This is a genomic window from Bacillus pinisoli (assembly GCF_023036475.1).
Taxonomy (GTDB): Bacteria; Bacillota; Bacilli; order Bacillales; family SA4; genus Bacillus_BS; species Bacillus_BS pinisoli.
Genome location: NZ_JAJQKI010000002.1, coordinates 44,806 through 59,174, shown reverse-complemented (window position 1 = coordinate 59,174; position 14,369 = coordinate 44,806). Strand labels below are relative to the sequence as shown.

Genomic DNA, 14,369 nt, shown 5'->3' with positions numbered 1-14,369 from the left:
CACACGCCCTTTTTTGTGCGTAGAAATAGCTAAGGTGCATTTGAGAAAAATATAGTTAAATATTTATAAAACGCCTCTTTACATTTTTCCAATTATTGTTTATATTATCATTATCGATAATGATAAAAAAGGAATGAAAATAAATTGAAGGAAACTAAAGCAGACTTAATTTTACACCCTATCCGTATGAAAATTCTGCAATTATTAGTAAACGACTCATTAACTGCCCAACAGATGAAGGAAAGACTACCAGAAATCCCACAAGCAACATTATATCGTCATCTGAAAAAGTTATATGAATCAGGGACTGTGTTTGTGGTCGATGAACAACAGATTAGAGGCACAGTTGAAAAGCAATACGCCCTCCAACCAAAAGATGCTTCCATTACAGCAGATGAACTAAAAGGCTATTCGAAGGATCAATATATGTCACTATTTATGAAATACATGGCAAACCTACTGACAGAATATGAGCAATACGTATCGCAAGAACTAGTAGATTTTGAAAAAGATGGAGTCTCTATGAGGCAGGTATCAATCAATCTCTCAGATGAAGAATTTAAAGAACTTATAGGAGAATTAGGTCAGGTATATGCCAAGGTAATAAAAAACCAACCTACACCAAATCGAACAAAACGGACATTTGCTAATTTAATTATTCCAGAATCTAAAAGTAGAGGAGTAGATTAATATGAAAGAAATGCAGGTTACGATTCCTTCCATGTATAAACTTAAGGGAACTCTTGCTTTACCAGAGCAAGTAAATGAAAAGTTGCCAGCTATTTTATTAATGGCAGGTTCAGGTAAACTTGACCGTAATGGTAAGGCTAGCGAAAAATTGGATTTAAAGGTATATGGTCAATTGGCCCATACCCTAACCGATTTAGGGTTTATAACTCTTCGCTATGATAAAAGAGGAGTAGGAGAGAGTGATGGTGATTTCAACTGTACTGGGATGTGGGATTTAGTAGAAGATGCAATAGCAAGTATTCACTTTTTAAAGCAGCGTCCTGAAGTAGATCCTAACAAGGTAATTATACTCGGACATAGTGAGGGTGCTATGCTTGGAACTACAGTTGCTGTTCGTGAACAGGTGTCAGGTCTTATTCTGTTATCAGGAGCTGTTGAGAGATTAGAAGAAGCTATGGCACGACAGCGCTCGATAGCAGCAGATGACATTATGAGTAAAAAAGGCTTCCTTGGTTGGCTCTTAAGAGCTTTCAAGACTCATAAAAAGATAGAGCCTCAGGCGCAAAAGTTCCTAGCTAAGGTGATGGCAACTGAAGAAGATATAATAAAAGTTCAGTTTCAGAAAGTAAATGCCAAATGGATTCGCGAGCACTTTGAATATGATGTAATTAAAGATCTAGAAAAAGTAAATGTCCCAGTTTTGGCTATCACAGGTGCAAGAGATATACAGGCAAATCCAAATGTGTTAAGAAATCTCGCTAAGTATGTAAAAGGAGACTCAGAGTACCATATAATTGATAATATGGGGCACTCCTTAAAATACCAATCCGAAACATCAACAATGTTTTCGATAAAGAAAGATTTAGTAAAAGAAGCTTCTTTGCCCATCCATCCGGAGCTTGAGCCAATAATTAAGAGTTGGCTCGATAAACATGTTTCTCAAACAAATAAAGAGCAATTAAATAGCATATAGAGCTGCCAAGGTAGTTCTTTATACATACTGGAGGTAAAGATGAAAACAATTGGATTAATTGGCGGGATGAGCTGGGAGTCATCTGTTGAGTATTATCGGATCATTAATGAAGAAGTGAAAAATAGGCTTGGAGGTTTACATTCAGCTAAATGTATTTTATTCAGTGTGGATTTTGATGAAGTGGAGCGTTATCAAGTTGAAGGTGAATGGGAACGTGCGGGGTATATGTTAGGAAATATCGCGAGGAATTTGGAACAAGCAGGAGCAGATTTTATTGTTATTTGTACAAATACAATGCATAAAGTAGTTAGTCTCGTTGAACAACATATTGGTATTCCTATATTACATATTGCAGATGCTACAGCGCACCAAATAAATAAACTAGATATTGGTACAGTTGGATTGCTTGGAACTAGGTATACAATGGAGCAAGATTTTTATAAGGAACGGTTGATTTCAAACAATATTGATGTATTGATTCCTATGGAAGACGAGATTGAATTAGTAAATAAAATTATTTTTGAGGAGTTATGTTTAGGGAAAATAAAGCAATCTTCTAAAGATTATTTTAAACAGATCATTCAAAAATTAGTCGAACGTGGTGCACAAGGAATTGTGTTAGGATGTACAGAAATTGGCCTACTCATTAAACCAGAAGACGCAGAAGTTCCTCTTTTTGATACAGCACATATTCATGCAAAAGAAGCAGTGAATGTTGCATTATAGGTGAAACGTAACCCCAAAATCAGTGTGTATTTTGGGGTCTTTTGATGTAGGAAAAGTAAATTTTATTCAAGTCGATAATATCCACCAGCCATGAGAACCGTCTTTTCCTTGCTAACACTAGAAATTCCACTTAAGAATGGTCGTTCACCTTTATTGTTCAGCAATGCTATTAGTTCACTTGTAGTCGGTTGATAAAACCGTATCGTAAAACCAGTCATATGAAACTCTTTATATTCGCCAAATTCATCTTCATATTTATTTGTAGAATCTGAAGGTATGCCAAGAATTGATGAATATTTTTCTATAGCTTTTTCTATATCATGCACGACATAACCAACATAAGAAATAGTAGAAGTCTGCTCTGAGTGAGTAAAAAGCTCCTTCATTTCAATTTCTCGTGCTTCATCATTTTTTCCCCATTGAATAAAAAATGGAGCACGAAGACCTAACGGTTGTTCCTCATTAATAAATAACATTGACCAGTTAAGTACGGATCCATCCTCTTTTTTACGGCTTCCAGGTACAGGACCGACTACATCTAATCCTTGTTTTTTTAGTCTATCAGCAAGTCCCACTATGTCGTTCGTACGAAAAGCTACTTGTGAAAAACCTTCGTCTACTTGTGAATCCTCAAGAACCTGTTGAATTAAGATATTATCCGATAATTTTGCAACTTTCATGTCTGAAAACCCAATCCATTCCAAATATCGAAGTCCTTCAAAATAACATAATGCATTATACGTTCCCCAATTAGGGTGCTTCCCTCCAGTTATAGCTTGAAAGCCCAGTTCTTTAAAACTCTCTTTTACCAATTCAGGTTGATTTGTAAAATGAACGAGATGATCAAATTTAACAGACATGGTTTATCACTCCTTTTTAAAAATATTGAATGACTAAGTCGTGATTGAACACATTTGAGCTACCACCTCTCACCCGCTGAATATTGTAAAAGCCAAAAAGACATTTTTAGAGATGGTAGAGGCTCGTGGGAAATGGACTAGTTCAGCATTTAGATAATGTACATCCCATTTAAAACGTTTACCGATTGACCAATTTATTCGAAAAGAGCTAAAGGAACGTGGAGCTACCATCGCAGTCAACTGTATGGGATTAAGAGCAGGAGAATTGTCTGCAAGGGCAAAAAAAGAACCCTTCACTTACAACAAGCATCTTAGTTAAACAAACGAGTCAAAAGGCACGTTTATGATTGGCTACCCATCTTTCATTTAAGTACAGAGGAAGTCTTTAAATCAATCTTTGAAGCAGGACAACAACCTTTCTAGGCTTACATTCAAAACAAACGCCTTAGTTTTGTCTTTTGCATCATGGGTTGCAAAAATGATCTACAACATGGAGCTATCCATAATCCTGATCTGTACAAAAAGTATATTGACCTTGAAAAAAGGATAGGTCACACCATGTTTATGAAGGGAAAAAAACCTATCTATTTAAAGGATTACATTGGTATAAGAGTACTACCTCATAATTAAATGTTATATCAATAGGAATAACAATAACAATAACAAAAAAATAAAAAAACAAAGCTTGTTCAAGGGAACTTCCTACTCTGTATATCGGTTGAAATTGATTTTTTTACTAAATTAAATTCAGTTACATTAACTTATATTATCAAATACAATAATTTTTTGACGAAGGAAGATAATTTTTTTTCATGAATAGTAAATAGGTAGTATCTTATATAGTTAATTAGTATAATTTTACAATTTTTTATATATTTTGTATAAATTTGTATTATTATGTAAATTGTTCGAACGCATTTATATTCGAAAGGAATGGTAGACTATGAAATTTTCTAGATATTATATTCTCCCTCTTATTTTCTTTTTGTGTCTTTTTAATTCTAATGAAAAAGTTCACGCATCCTTATCCTTTACTGAATTAATTGAGAGAGGAATCAGTTCGGAAGAAATAAAAAAACAAGTAGAGTTTCGTACTACGTTTGGATTAAACAATTCATTACAGAAATTATTAGAAGTATCAAATTTATCTACTAATCATGAATATCAAATTCCATTAACTGAAGAGGAATTGATAGATTTGAGAGAAAGGGAAAAATTCGCTGCTCTATATGCCCCTATTATTATTCAGGAACTCAGAGGTGAAAATAATAATAGTAACAAAGGGACCTTTTACAAGGATAACAAAAATGGTGGGTTATTAGTAGTAAACCTACTTAAAGATAATCTATTTGACAATGAAAATATTATTGAATCGTTAAAAAATAAGATTCCTGCAGAAGCCTTCAATAAAATTGAATTTAATATAGTTGATTATTCAGAGCAACAACTTGATGATATAGTAAATAAAATATCCAATGACAGATTCTACCTTGAAGAAAATGGAGTTCCTTTTACATTTGTAACTTCAAATATTAAAGAAAATAAAATTCAAGTTGGAATATTTCCCTATACAACTGAAGCAGCCAATTTTTTAAAAGAAATTTATGGAGATGATTTAATTCAGGTTGTTGAAGAAGAAGAAGCTGTTGGAGAAAGTCGCACAAAAAATTACTATTACATGTATGGTGGTCTCCAAATCGCTCCTACTAGTACTAATAGTACAGGAACAACTGGTTATTGCACAAACGGTTTTTCATTAACTACTGAAAGAGGATATTTTGTCGTTACTGCTGGGCATTGCACAAGGGGAAGAAGCTCTTTTTATCAAGGAGGATATTATAAAGGGAGTGTATACTCAACAAGTGAAGGAGGCTATGCTGATGTTGGGGTTATAAGGTTGGACCAAAATAGAACAACCAATGGTATTTATAGAGAATCTTATAATGACCGACAACTAACCTCATATCAATATGTGAATAGCGATTATGTTGGTCAACTTGTAGCTCAAATAGGAGCTACTACCAATGTATCTGCTGGGGAAATAGAAAGTCGAAATTGGAGTGGGAATGTAGAAACAAGAGGGCAAAAGTTTTATTACCAGTACTTAAGAGATGCCTCCTATTATTCCGACGGTGGTGATAGTGGAGGTACTGTATATTGGGGAAATGAACTAAGAGGGATCCATACTGCAGCAAACGGTAAATTCAGTCATGTACACTATATTCTTAGCAAAGTACCAGGAACACCTAAGATAAATTAAAAAACTCTGTTAACACAGACAAATGGAGGATAACTTGTGCAAATTTATAAAATTTTATTGATAGTTATTTTTGTACTTGTTACTGTTGGTTGTGGAAAAAGCAATAATAGTACGCCGATTAGCAAAGAAATGGCTGAAACAATTGCTCTAGAAGATGCTCCTCAGTTTAAACCTGACAATCGTAACTTTAGTATTGTAAGTATTGAACGCGAAAAAATGGGTTATCGAAATTCAATAAAACTTTATGACTCTTGGGTTATCATTTTAAGCTCTCAAGAATCAAACGCTAATAAGCCTACTCCAAATCTTATGTATCAAATAAATGTAGACGATGGTTCGATTATAGATAGGACCAACTTTGCATTTGGAGAATAAGATGATTTAATACTGACTTAGGGCAGTTAATAACCTTCTTAAGCAGTCTTTTTAGACAACAAAATACGATCAAAATTCAGAACACAATAAATTTTAAATCTCTTATTAAGTAGGAAGCACCAAGAGGAGCTTCCTACTTTTTATATCGGTTGAAATAGAAATTACGTAAATATTCTAAAACGTAGAAATCTTTAGCTGCTAGGTAAATCCTGAAGAACCAAAAGAACAAAGGTACACAGTAGAGAATATACCCAATAAAGTCCATATCCCTTACGATTAAATGAGTAGCCTGGTCTTCAGCTAAATCGGGCATCTAGTTAGCTATCTCAAATAAAACCATGCTTAATTATAAATTATGAAGCTTTATCAACGAGTTCTGTGACTTGTTGGATTGCTCGTGTTCCTTGTTTCTTAACCAACCATGCACCTAATACAACCTGTTCCAATTAATATGATGGCACAGGAACATCAAATGTTTTACCTGAAAGAAATACAGTCCAATTTCTAATGCAGGAACAATAATAATTAAAGCGAGCAAAAAAACAATACATTTTCCCCTTCCCAAGATGGCCTTATAATAAAAAGTGAGACCAAACTTGCATTAGGTATATTGAAACTAGCGGCTTTATCCTTATATATAAGCCAAGAAAAAAAGAGAAGGACAAATTAAGCTTTGTTTATTTAAATTTAATTCTGAATCTTTGATACTGTAAAGATAACACCAGATTCTTGCGAGTACTTTAAGTTGTACCTAATAGTGTCTAACTCCACTGTCGTTTCGTTCTTTTTAAATTTATAGCTTTCGTCAAATAGCCGAAGTTCTTCTAGACCGTTTCCAATTTCTTCTTTTGAAAGTTCTGGATTGGTGACACCAATTAGCAGTGCCATTGCAAGAACAATATCCATCCCATTACCTTGTCCAATCATAACCAACTCATGAATGGCTCCCAAATCATCAATGTTCTCAACTAATGTGATGTCTTTAGTTATGTTTGAAGTAATTGTTTCTTTTTCTTTATTAACATTGTGAAGCTTAAATGATAAGTCCAACTTCGCTAATCCTTGGTTATAGGCATCTTCAAACTCATCGTATGTATAAACCAGCGGTACGGTCGCCATACTTGCAGCAATAAAAGGTGAAAGAAAATATAAGCTAGCAATCAAAGAAATAATTACACGGGATCTCATCATAAAACGACCTTGTCTCCACATGACAGATATACCTAATGGCGGAAAGAGAATTAGTCACAACCACATAAACCAAGATTTCTCAAATACTAGCGGTTTCTTATTTAGAGTAATTTCAGCTTGCATCTTTTACACTTCCCTTGAACAATTCTTTAATGTTGAAACTAAAGATGCAATCTAAGGTACTGTTTTTATCCTCTTGAACAATAGCTTTTATGGTATTAATAACCCGCTCCCTAGAAGGTGTTTTTTCCTTTTCAACAACTAAATGTTCATATAGAGAAATTCCATCGGTTTTTCCAAAGTCCTCAATTTTAGCTCTTAAGAAGAACTAGGCGATTTTTTATATGTTGTAGATTTAATTTATATTTCGGCTTCAATTCTTCATCTTTAAGATGGACTAGCAGCAATTCATGATATCCTAATGACACTTCATATTCTTCTTGTACAAAGCTTTCATCCTCTTCTTTAAATACAACTGATAGTGGTAATCTATAAGAAATATAGGTTGTAGGAGTGTACAAAATGAAAATTACTAAAGATATTGCATTTCCGATCATTCAAAGACTATCACAAACAGTAAAGTACAACATTAATATTATTGATCGACATGGTGTTATTATTGCTAGTACAGATGAAAATCGTTTGAATAGTATCCATGAGGGAGCAAAAAAAGTATTAGACACAAAATCTGCCCTAATTATTTATAAAGACCAGACAAATCAATTTATGGGTACAAAAGAAGGAGTAAACCTTCCTATTGAATTTATGGAAGAAATTATAGGAGTAGTTGGAATCACAGGTGCCCCAGAGGAGCTTTTGCAGTTAGCAGAAATGACGAAGATTACGGTCGAGCTAATGCTCCAACAAAATTATATTAGGGGAAAAGCTGATGTTGAACAACAAATGATGGACACGTGGATAGGAGATTTCACTCATTCTAGTGAAAAAGATGAAAAATTGCTGGCAAAGCATGCTCTCCATTTTCTTCATTTTAATGTGGAGGAAGAAGTCGTAATTGGTTTAATCGATCTTCCTCAATTACATAACAGGAAAGATCTAGAAGGCTATATAAAGAGAACTGAAATAAAAAATGAACTAACCCGATTTGTTTCAAGAAATAAACAAGGATATAATGTCGTCTTCTTTGGCATGACAATGGATGATTTCTTGATCTTTGGTCTCAGATTACTTCCGAATCAATCAGAATTTGAGAGTGTTAATCGCTTTTACAATAGGTTAAAAGGACAATTTCAGTCTATATTTAACGATGCAAGGGTAGGACTAGGCAATAGAAATAATTCTATTACAGGCTTAAGAAAATCGTTCTCAGAAGCAAAGCAATGCCTAGAACTCATGAAGACGTTTAAAAAAGACGCAAACATCAGCCAAATCAAAGAATGGGGTCTCATCCGCCTGTTACACCAAATTCCAATCACCCTTAGAGAAGAATATGTAAGAGAATACCCCATTGATGTATTGCCAGCTGAATTACAAAAGACACTGGATGTCTTATTTGAGTGTGATCATAACCTTACAGAGACTGCCCGTAGGCTCCATATTCACCGGAACACACTTGCCTATCGATTAGATAATATTCATCAGCTTTTACATTTAAATCCAAGATCTGTAAACGATCTACATATCATTCAAACCATAATGCTTATGCAAAAGTTAAATAAAGAGAACTAGTCATTTGCACAAAAATACGAGGAGATTATTGATAAATTTTGGCTCTATTACCAATGCTTTTGTTTTCTAAATATTGTTACTATTAACATGTAAAAATGAATTGAAAAGGTGTTGAGTATGAACATTATTATTGCACCAGATTCTTTTAAAGGAAGTGTTTCAGCAATAGAAGCAGGAGCAGCAATAAAAAAAGGAATCTTAAGTGAAGTACCAGATGCAGTAGTCGACGTCATTCCTATGGCTGATGGAGGAGAGGGAACTCTCGACACACTTTTATTCGCAACAAACGGCAAGCGCTTTCAAGTCGAAGCCACAGGGCCACTCGGTAAAATAATTGATACACAATACGGTGTATTGGGGGACGAACAAACTGCTGTTATTGAAATGGCATTAATCTCAGGTCTTCCGATGGTTCCTGAGGAAAAACGAAATCCATTTTTTACAACAACGTATGGGATTGGAGAAGTAATTCTTCAGGCAGTTAATGATGGGTATCGTAATTTTATTATTGGCCTTGGAGGAAGCGCTACAAATGATGGTGGTCTCGGGATGTTGCAAGCATTAGGAGTCACATTTTTGGATCAGGATGGAAAACCTGTAAGACCTTTTGGCTACGGTGTGAATACAGTTCAGAGAGTCTCCTTCTCTACACTTGATCCTAGAATAAGAGAATGTACTTTTCAGATTGCTAGTGATGTAGAAAACCCATTATGTGGATTGAAAGGGGCAACAGCAGTTTTTGGACCACAAAAAGGGGCCAATCCTGAAATGGTTAGTGAATTGGATTCAGCACTATCGAATTATGCAAGGCTAGTAGAGGCTGAAATTGGATTAAACTTTCAAGATGTGAAAGGAGCTGGAGCTGCAGGAGGATTAGGATTTGCGTTTTTAACTCTAGGTGGTGAAATGGTCTCTGGAGCAAAGTTGGTCGGAGAAGCAGCTAGATTGAAAGAAAAATTAGGTTCAGCTGATTTTGTCATTACTGGAGAAGGGCAAAGCGATGATCAAACACTTTATGGAAAAGTGCCCGGATATATAGGTAAACTTGCTTTGGAACGAAATGTAAACGCTATTTTAATTTCGGGCAGTTTAGGTAGAGGATATGAACAATTATATCAATACTTTTTAAGCTGTGATTCCATAGCCACTGGTCCAATGCCATTACATGAATGTATGAATCATGCAGAGGACTTGTTATATAAAAAAGCCAAAAATATTGCTAGGTTACTAGCTAGGAAATAAAGGGGGAGTCATGATGGTAGAAGGACCATTATTGTTTTTAATCATTGTCATTGGTGTAGCGTTTATTGTATTTGCAACAGCTAAGTTAAAGCTACATCCATTTCTATCTTTATTATTTGCAGCATTTCTTGTTGGTATTTTAGCAGGCTTACCATTAGCTTCTATTGTAGAGGCAGTTAATGGAGGATTCGGTGGATTAATGGGCTACATAGGGATCGTAATTGTAGCCGGAACCATTATTGGAACAATCCTTGAAAGATCAGGGGCAGCCCTTCGAATGGCTGAAGTCGTTCTGCGTATCGTAGGAGAAAAAAGACCACAGTTGGCTATGTCACTCATAGGTGCAATTGTCAGTATTCCAGTATTTTGTGATTCAGGTTATGTTATCTTATCTAGCTTAAAGAAGTCATTAGCTAGAAGAGCAAAGGTTGCTGTTGCTTCAATGGCAGTTGCTTTAGCTACGGGACTTTATGCAACACATACATTAGTACCACCAACTCCAGGCCCAATAGCAGCAGCTGGTAATATTGGTGCGAGTGATTATCTGGGAACAATTATTTTAATTGGTATCATCGTTGCGATTCCTACAATTATTGCTGGTTATATTTGGGCAATGAAGGTTGGCACAAAGATTGAGGTAGAAGGAGAAGAAGAGTTACAGCTTGATTATGATGAAATCGTCAAGTCATTTGGAGCACTTCCTTCTACAGCAAAATCTTTTGCACCAATTGTACTTCCCATTCTTTTAATTGGGATTGGTTCGTTTGTAAAGTTTCTGAATGTTGAAGGCACTTTTGCTAATTTCCTATTATTCCTTGGCTCGCCTTTAGTTGCTTTATTAATAGGTGTCCTAGCAGCCTTTTTCTTAATGCCAAAATGGAATGAAGAAACATTAACTGGTTGGGTAGGAGATGGACTGAAGGATGCATCTACCATACTACTAATTACTGGTGCAGGTGGAGCATTTGGTTCAGTTATTAAAGCTACACCTGTAGCAGACCTTATTAAAGGAGTCGCAGATGGAGGCTTACTATCTGGAGCACTTGTCTTAATTATTCCATTTATCATTGCAGCAGCTTTAAAAACAGCACAAGGTTCATCAACAGCAGCACTTGTTGTGACATCAACTCTTGTTGCACCTTTACTTCCTCAAATGGGAATTGAAGGGGCACTACCACTTGCATTAGTGGTCATGGCAATTGGTGCAGGTGCAATGGCAGTCAGCCATGTGAACGACAGCTATTTCTGGGTTGTTAAAGAATTTAGCGGCATGAAAGTAACAGATGCTTATAAAGCTCAAACCATGGCAACCTTAATCCAAGGTGTCACAGCAATCATTACAACAATTATCCTTTGGATGATACTAGTTTAATAAAGTAAAGTAATAGTAGGTTTAACATCAGAACTATATATTAAAAGCCCAAATCAGTTGCGATTTGGGTTTTTGTTTTATCAGCAAAAATGTAAGTTTATGTTAACATACATATAGAGACGGTGGAGCTAGAAGAGAAAGAGGTGTAAGAATGAATGATCGATTAAGAAATGATTTGGTTCAATATCAAAAAGCACATCGAAATAAGTGGAATCAAGTTCTTCATTATTTTGCTTTTTTGTTTGCATTTATTGCGTGGGTATTCTTGTTTATTAATATATATGTAACCATCTACTGTACTCTATTACATTATGTTTTTTCATGGATTGGTCACTTTTATTTTGAACGAAATAAGCCCGCATCGTTTAAGCATCCATTCCTTGGCTTTTATGCTGGTTTCATTTGGTTTTTTATGAAGAGTTTTGAGTTACTCACGAATAATAAAGTATTACCTAAATAAAATACGCTTGGACTAAGTTTAATCCAAGCGTAATTGGGTGCTTATAAAATGGGTGATTTTCTGAAATTTATGTACACCTATAAATGGTTAGGAAGTGATATTTCCTTTTATCAGGTCTACCTACTTTATAAAGAGCTTTTTGTTGTTTCTCGATTAGGTTCATAGTGTGTATCTTTAAAGAGCTGTTGTAGTTCTTCTTTCGTTAAGTCTCTCCACTTCCCAATAGGTAGCTTACCTAAATGAATATTCATGATCCGAATACGTTGCAGTCTTTTCACGTTATAGTCAAAGGCTGCGCACATTCGGCGAATTTGTCTATTTAAACCCTGTGTTAATATGATTCTGAATACATACTTAGATTCTTTATAAATCTTACATGGGAGAGTTTTTGTATCTAAGATTTCAACTCCTGCAGCCATATCCCTTAAAAATTGTGGGGTTATAGGCTTATCCACAGTTACGATATATTCCTTCTCATGCTTTCCTTCAGCCCGAAGCACCTTATTTACAATATCTCCGTCATTAGTCATTAAGATTAAACCATCTGAATCCTTATCAAGTCGACCAATCGGAAAAATCCGCAACGGATGATTCACATAATCTACGATATTTCCTCTAATATGCCTTTCAGTTGTAGAGGTAATTCCTACTGGTTTGTTTAGGGCAATGTAGACTAACTTAGGTTTACTTTTTATCGGCTTGTTGTCAACACGAACTTCATCACCTTCTTCAACCTGACTTCCAGGCTCCGCAAGCTTTCCGTTAATCGTTACTCGCTTGTCAGCAACCCATTTATCGGCCTCTCGCCTTGAGCAAATTCCAGTTTCACTTATGTATTTGTTGATTCTCAATTTATAACCCACCTTGCTTGTATCATTCTTTTACTAGTATACCTTATGAGTGACCGAAAATATAATCCTTGTTGAGGTAAGGGGAAAAGATTAGCAATGAAAGTAAAAAAGAGCCATTATGGCTCTCTACATTTATACTATTTTGAGGATGAGTGTAAATATTTTAAAGGATCATATACTCTATATCCTCTTGTAAAATTTGCACCGAAATATGGATTCGCAACTAAAGTTGGATTCAATATATCATCGCCTTCAGGTTTAACACCTTGTTCGACCCATTTCACTAAATCATCAAAGGCTTCTTGCTCTTCTGCCGGAGTGAAATCACAATGCCCAACTCCTCGAATCGCTCTTGTCACTAATTCGCTTCCATTCTCTTTTGAACGCTTAGCATGAATTTGTTGCATATGGAAAGGTACATATAAATCTCCAATATCATGAAGTGAAATCATTGGCATAGTATGATTCCCTTGAACCTCAGGTACTCCAGTCAATCCTTTCTGATTAGAAGAAGGGTGAGCTGTAATACGAAGGATGGAATCATTAAAGGCTTTCTCCTCAGCTGATAATGAAGGATCTTGATCAAATTGATAAATAGAGTCAGTGGTATTGACGACATTCTTAGGTGCTACAATAAAACTTGGATCTGTTGGCATTCTGTCAAATAAAAAATGCTTATACGCTCCCCATGCTACATTAAACAGAGGACGATCACCACCAGTTAAATTCATTGTAATCGCTTTCAAAACTTCGCCTTCCTCAGTAATATTATAATCAGGCTGGTTTGCTTCACCAATGCCAAGTTTTGCTTTCATTTCAGGTACAGTTACAGCAAAGTAGTTTTCATCCGCAGGGAAAACCTGATCTTCCTTTTCAATTCCACTTAAAGCCTGTGCAACAAGACCATAATCTGTAAAGAAATCAAATAATTCTGTGTCACCAGTAACCCCGCACATCGGTAGTGCGCCATTGTAAGTGCTTCCATAATGTTCCGCTGCAACAGCTGTAATGTGTCCACCCATGGAATGTCCAGTAATATAGGTCTTCTTAGGCTTTCCAACTAGGCCGTTAAATAGTGTACCTAGAGCATGAGTATCCTTTACACCCTGTGCTACATCATAACCATTCGTACGGTAACTAGATGCCGCCCAAGCATAACCTTGTTTTAAAAAATGTTCTCGAATTCGAGGGTTACTTACAGTTAACTCCAAACCAGTACCTCGATAGCCATGAGCATAAAGGACAAGTTCACCATTCCAATTTTTTGGAACTTCAATTCGGTAACCGGCTCCATTATGTACACCCCAGTACCGATCTGTCTCGTAGGTAGGTAGAGCATTGAACGGTAACTTTGATTCATCTACATAATATTGTGTAGTGGCTTGAGTGCCTTTGTTTGTACTTTTCGGAGCAGCACTAGCAATACCAGTTGTTAAAAGTAACGTGGCACTTAATGTTAAAGCCATTATTGACTTTTTAAACATAGCATTTCTCCTTTCTATTTATCTTACATTTTAATGTTGTATTATTCTGAATATTTATTCAACCCTTATCGTGACAAAAAATCCTTCATAATCCGACAGAAATAGAGGCGTGTTTTATAAATAAAGAATATTCTTACAATTCATTGACCTACCCAGCTACTACTTTTATAATTTAGCTAATGGCATAAATTTACAT

At 35.4% G+C, this 14,369-nt stretch carries 14 protein-coding genes; 9 read left to right on the top strand and 5 right to left on the bottom strand.

Annotation, left to right across the window (positions count from 1 at the left end; genetic code table 11):
* Window positions 1–144 precede the first annotated feature (144 nt).
* From LT143_RS02635 to LT143_RS02625, 3 genes are read left to right on the top strand one after another with little or no spacing between them, the layout of a single operon-like run.
* Window positions 145–690, top strand: coding sequence for a helix-turn-helix domain-containing protein (locus LT143_RS02635; RefSeq protein WP_246939360.1), 546 nt, complete (start codon window positions 145–147; stop codon window positions 688–690).
* A gap of 1 nt (window position 691) precedes the next feature.
* On the top strand, window positions 692–1,663 hold the full coding sequence (locus LT143_RS02630; RefSeq protein WP_246939357.1) for an alpha/beta hydrolase: 972 nt from the start codon (window positions 692–694) through the stop codon (window positions 1,661–1,663).
* Window positions 1,664–1,702: 39 nt separating this feature from the next.
* Window positions 1,703–2,389, top strand: coding sequence for an aspartate/glutamate racemase family protein (locus LT143_RS02625; RefSeq protein WP_246939354.1), 687 nt, complete (start codon window positions 1,703–1,705; stop codon window positions 2,387–2,389).
* A 62-nt stretch (window positions 2,390–2,451) separates the two neighbouring features.
* Here LT143_RS02625 and LT143_RS02620 read toward each other — a convergent pair whose 3' ends face one another.
* Window positions 2,452–3,249 carry a VOC family protein gene (locus LT143_RS02620; protein ID WP_246939351.1) on the bottom strand — a complete coding sequence of 266 codons (798 nt, stop codon included), beginning with the start codon at window positions 3,247–3,249 and terminating at the stop codon, window positions 2,452–2,454.
* A gap of 943 nt (window positions 3,250–4,192) precedes the next feature.
* On the opposite strand from LT143_RS02620, the gene LT143_RS02615 reads away from it, so the two are divergent.
* Together LT143_RS02615 and LT143_RS02610 are read left to right on the top strand one after the other, a co-directional pair.
* Window positions 4,193–5,509 (top strand): S1 family peptidase, encoded by a 1,317-nt coding sequence (locus LT143_RS02615; RefSeq protein ID WP_246939348.1) that lies wholly within the window; start codon window positions 4,193–4,195, stop codon window positions 5,507–5,509.
* 36 nt (window positions 5,510–5,545) lie between these two features.
* The gene (locus LT143_RS02610) at window positions 5,546–5,884 is read left to right on the top strand and encodes a hypothetical protein (RefSeq protein WP_246939345.1); all 339 of its coding nucleotides are present in this window, start codon (window positions 5,546–5,548) and stop codon (window positions 5,882–5,884) included.
* Window positions 5,885–6,571: 687 nt separating this feature from the next.
* Here LT143_RS02610 and LT143_RS02605 read toward each other — a convergent pair.
* Both LT143_RS02605 and LT143_RS02600 read right to left on the bottom strand, forming a co-directional pair.
* Entirely contained in the window at window positions 6,572–7,072 is a 501-nt protein-coding gene (locus tag LT143_RS02605) for a hypothetical protein (protein ID WP_246939342.1), read from the bottom strand.
* A gap of 314 nt (window positions 7,073–7,386) precedes the next feature.
* The gene (locus LT143_RS02600; protein ID WP_246939339.1) at window positions 7,387–7,596 is read right to left on the bottom strand and encodes a hypothetical protein; all 210 of its coding nucleotides are present in this window, start codon (window positions 7,594–7,596) and stop codon (window positions 7,387–7,389) included.
* Between the two features lies 1 nt (window position 7,597).
* Here LT143_RS02600 and LT143_RS02595 point away from each other — a divergent pair, with 1 nt between their 5' ends.
* From LT143_RS02595 to LT143_RS02580, 4 genes are all read left to right on the top strand, one after another.
* Entirely contained in the window at window positions 7,598–8,764 is a 1,167-nt protein-coding gene (locus tag LT143_RS02595) for a CdaR family transcriptional regulator (protein ID WP_246939336.1), read from the top strand.
* 117 nt (window positions 8,765–8,881) lie between these two features.
* The gene (locus LT143_RS02590; RefSeq protein WP_246939333.1) at window positions 8,882–10,006 is read left to right on the top strand and encodes a glycerate kinase family protein; all 1,125 of its coding nucleotides are present in this window, start codon (window positions 8,882–8,884) and stop codon (window positions 10,004–10,006) included.
* A 13-nt stretch (window positions 10,007–10,019) separates the two neighbouring features.
* Window positions 10,020–11,378, top strand: a complete 1,359-nt coding sequence (locus LT143_RS02585; RefSeq protein WP_246939330.1) for a GntP family permease — start codon at window positions 10,020–10,022, stop codon at window positions 11,376–11,378.
* 151 nt (window positions 11,379–11,529) lie between these two features.
* Entirely contained in the window at window positions 11,530–11,838 is a 309-nt protein-coding gene (locus LT143_RS02580) for a DUF962 domain-containing protein (RefSeq protein WP_246939327.1), read from the top strand.
* A gap of 125 nt (window positions 11,839–11,963) precedes the next feature.
* On the opposite strand, the gene rluF is transcribed toward LT143_RS02580, so the two are convergent.
* Window positions 11,964–12,689, bottom strand: a complete 726-nt coding sequence (rluF, locus tag LT143_RS02575; protein ID WP_246939324.1) for a 23S rRNA pseudouridine(2604) synthase RluF — start codon at window positions 12,687–12,689, stop codon at window positions 11,964–11,966.
* Between the two features lie 137 nt (window positions 12,690–12,826).
* Entirely contained in the window at window positions 12,827–14,173 is a 1,347-nt protein-coding gene (locus tag LT143_RS02570) for a hypothetical protein (RefSeq protein ID WP_246939321.1), read from the bottom strand.
* Window positions 14,174–14,369: the final 196 nt, after the last annotated feature.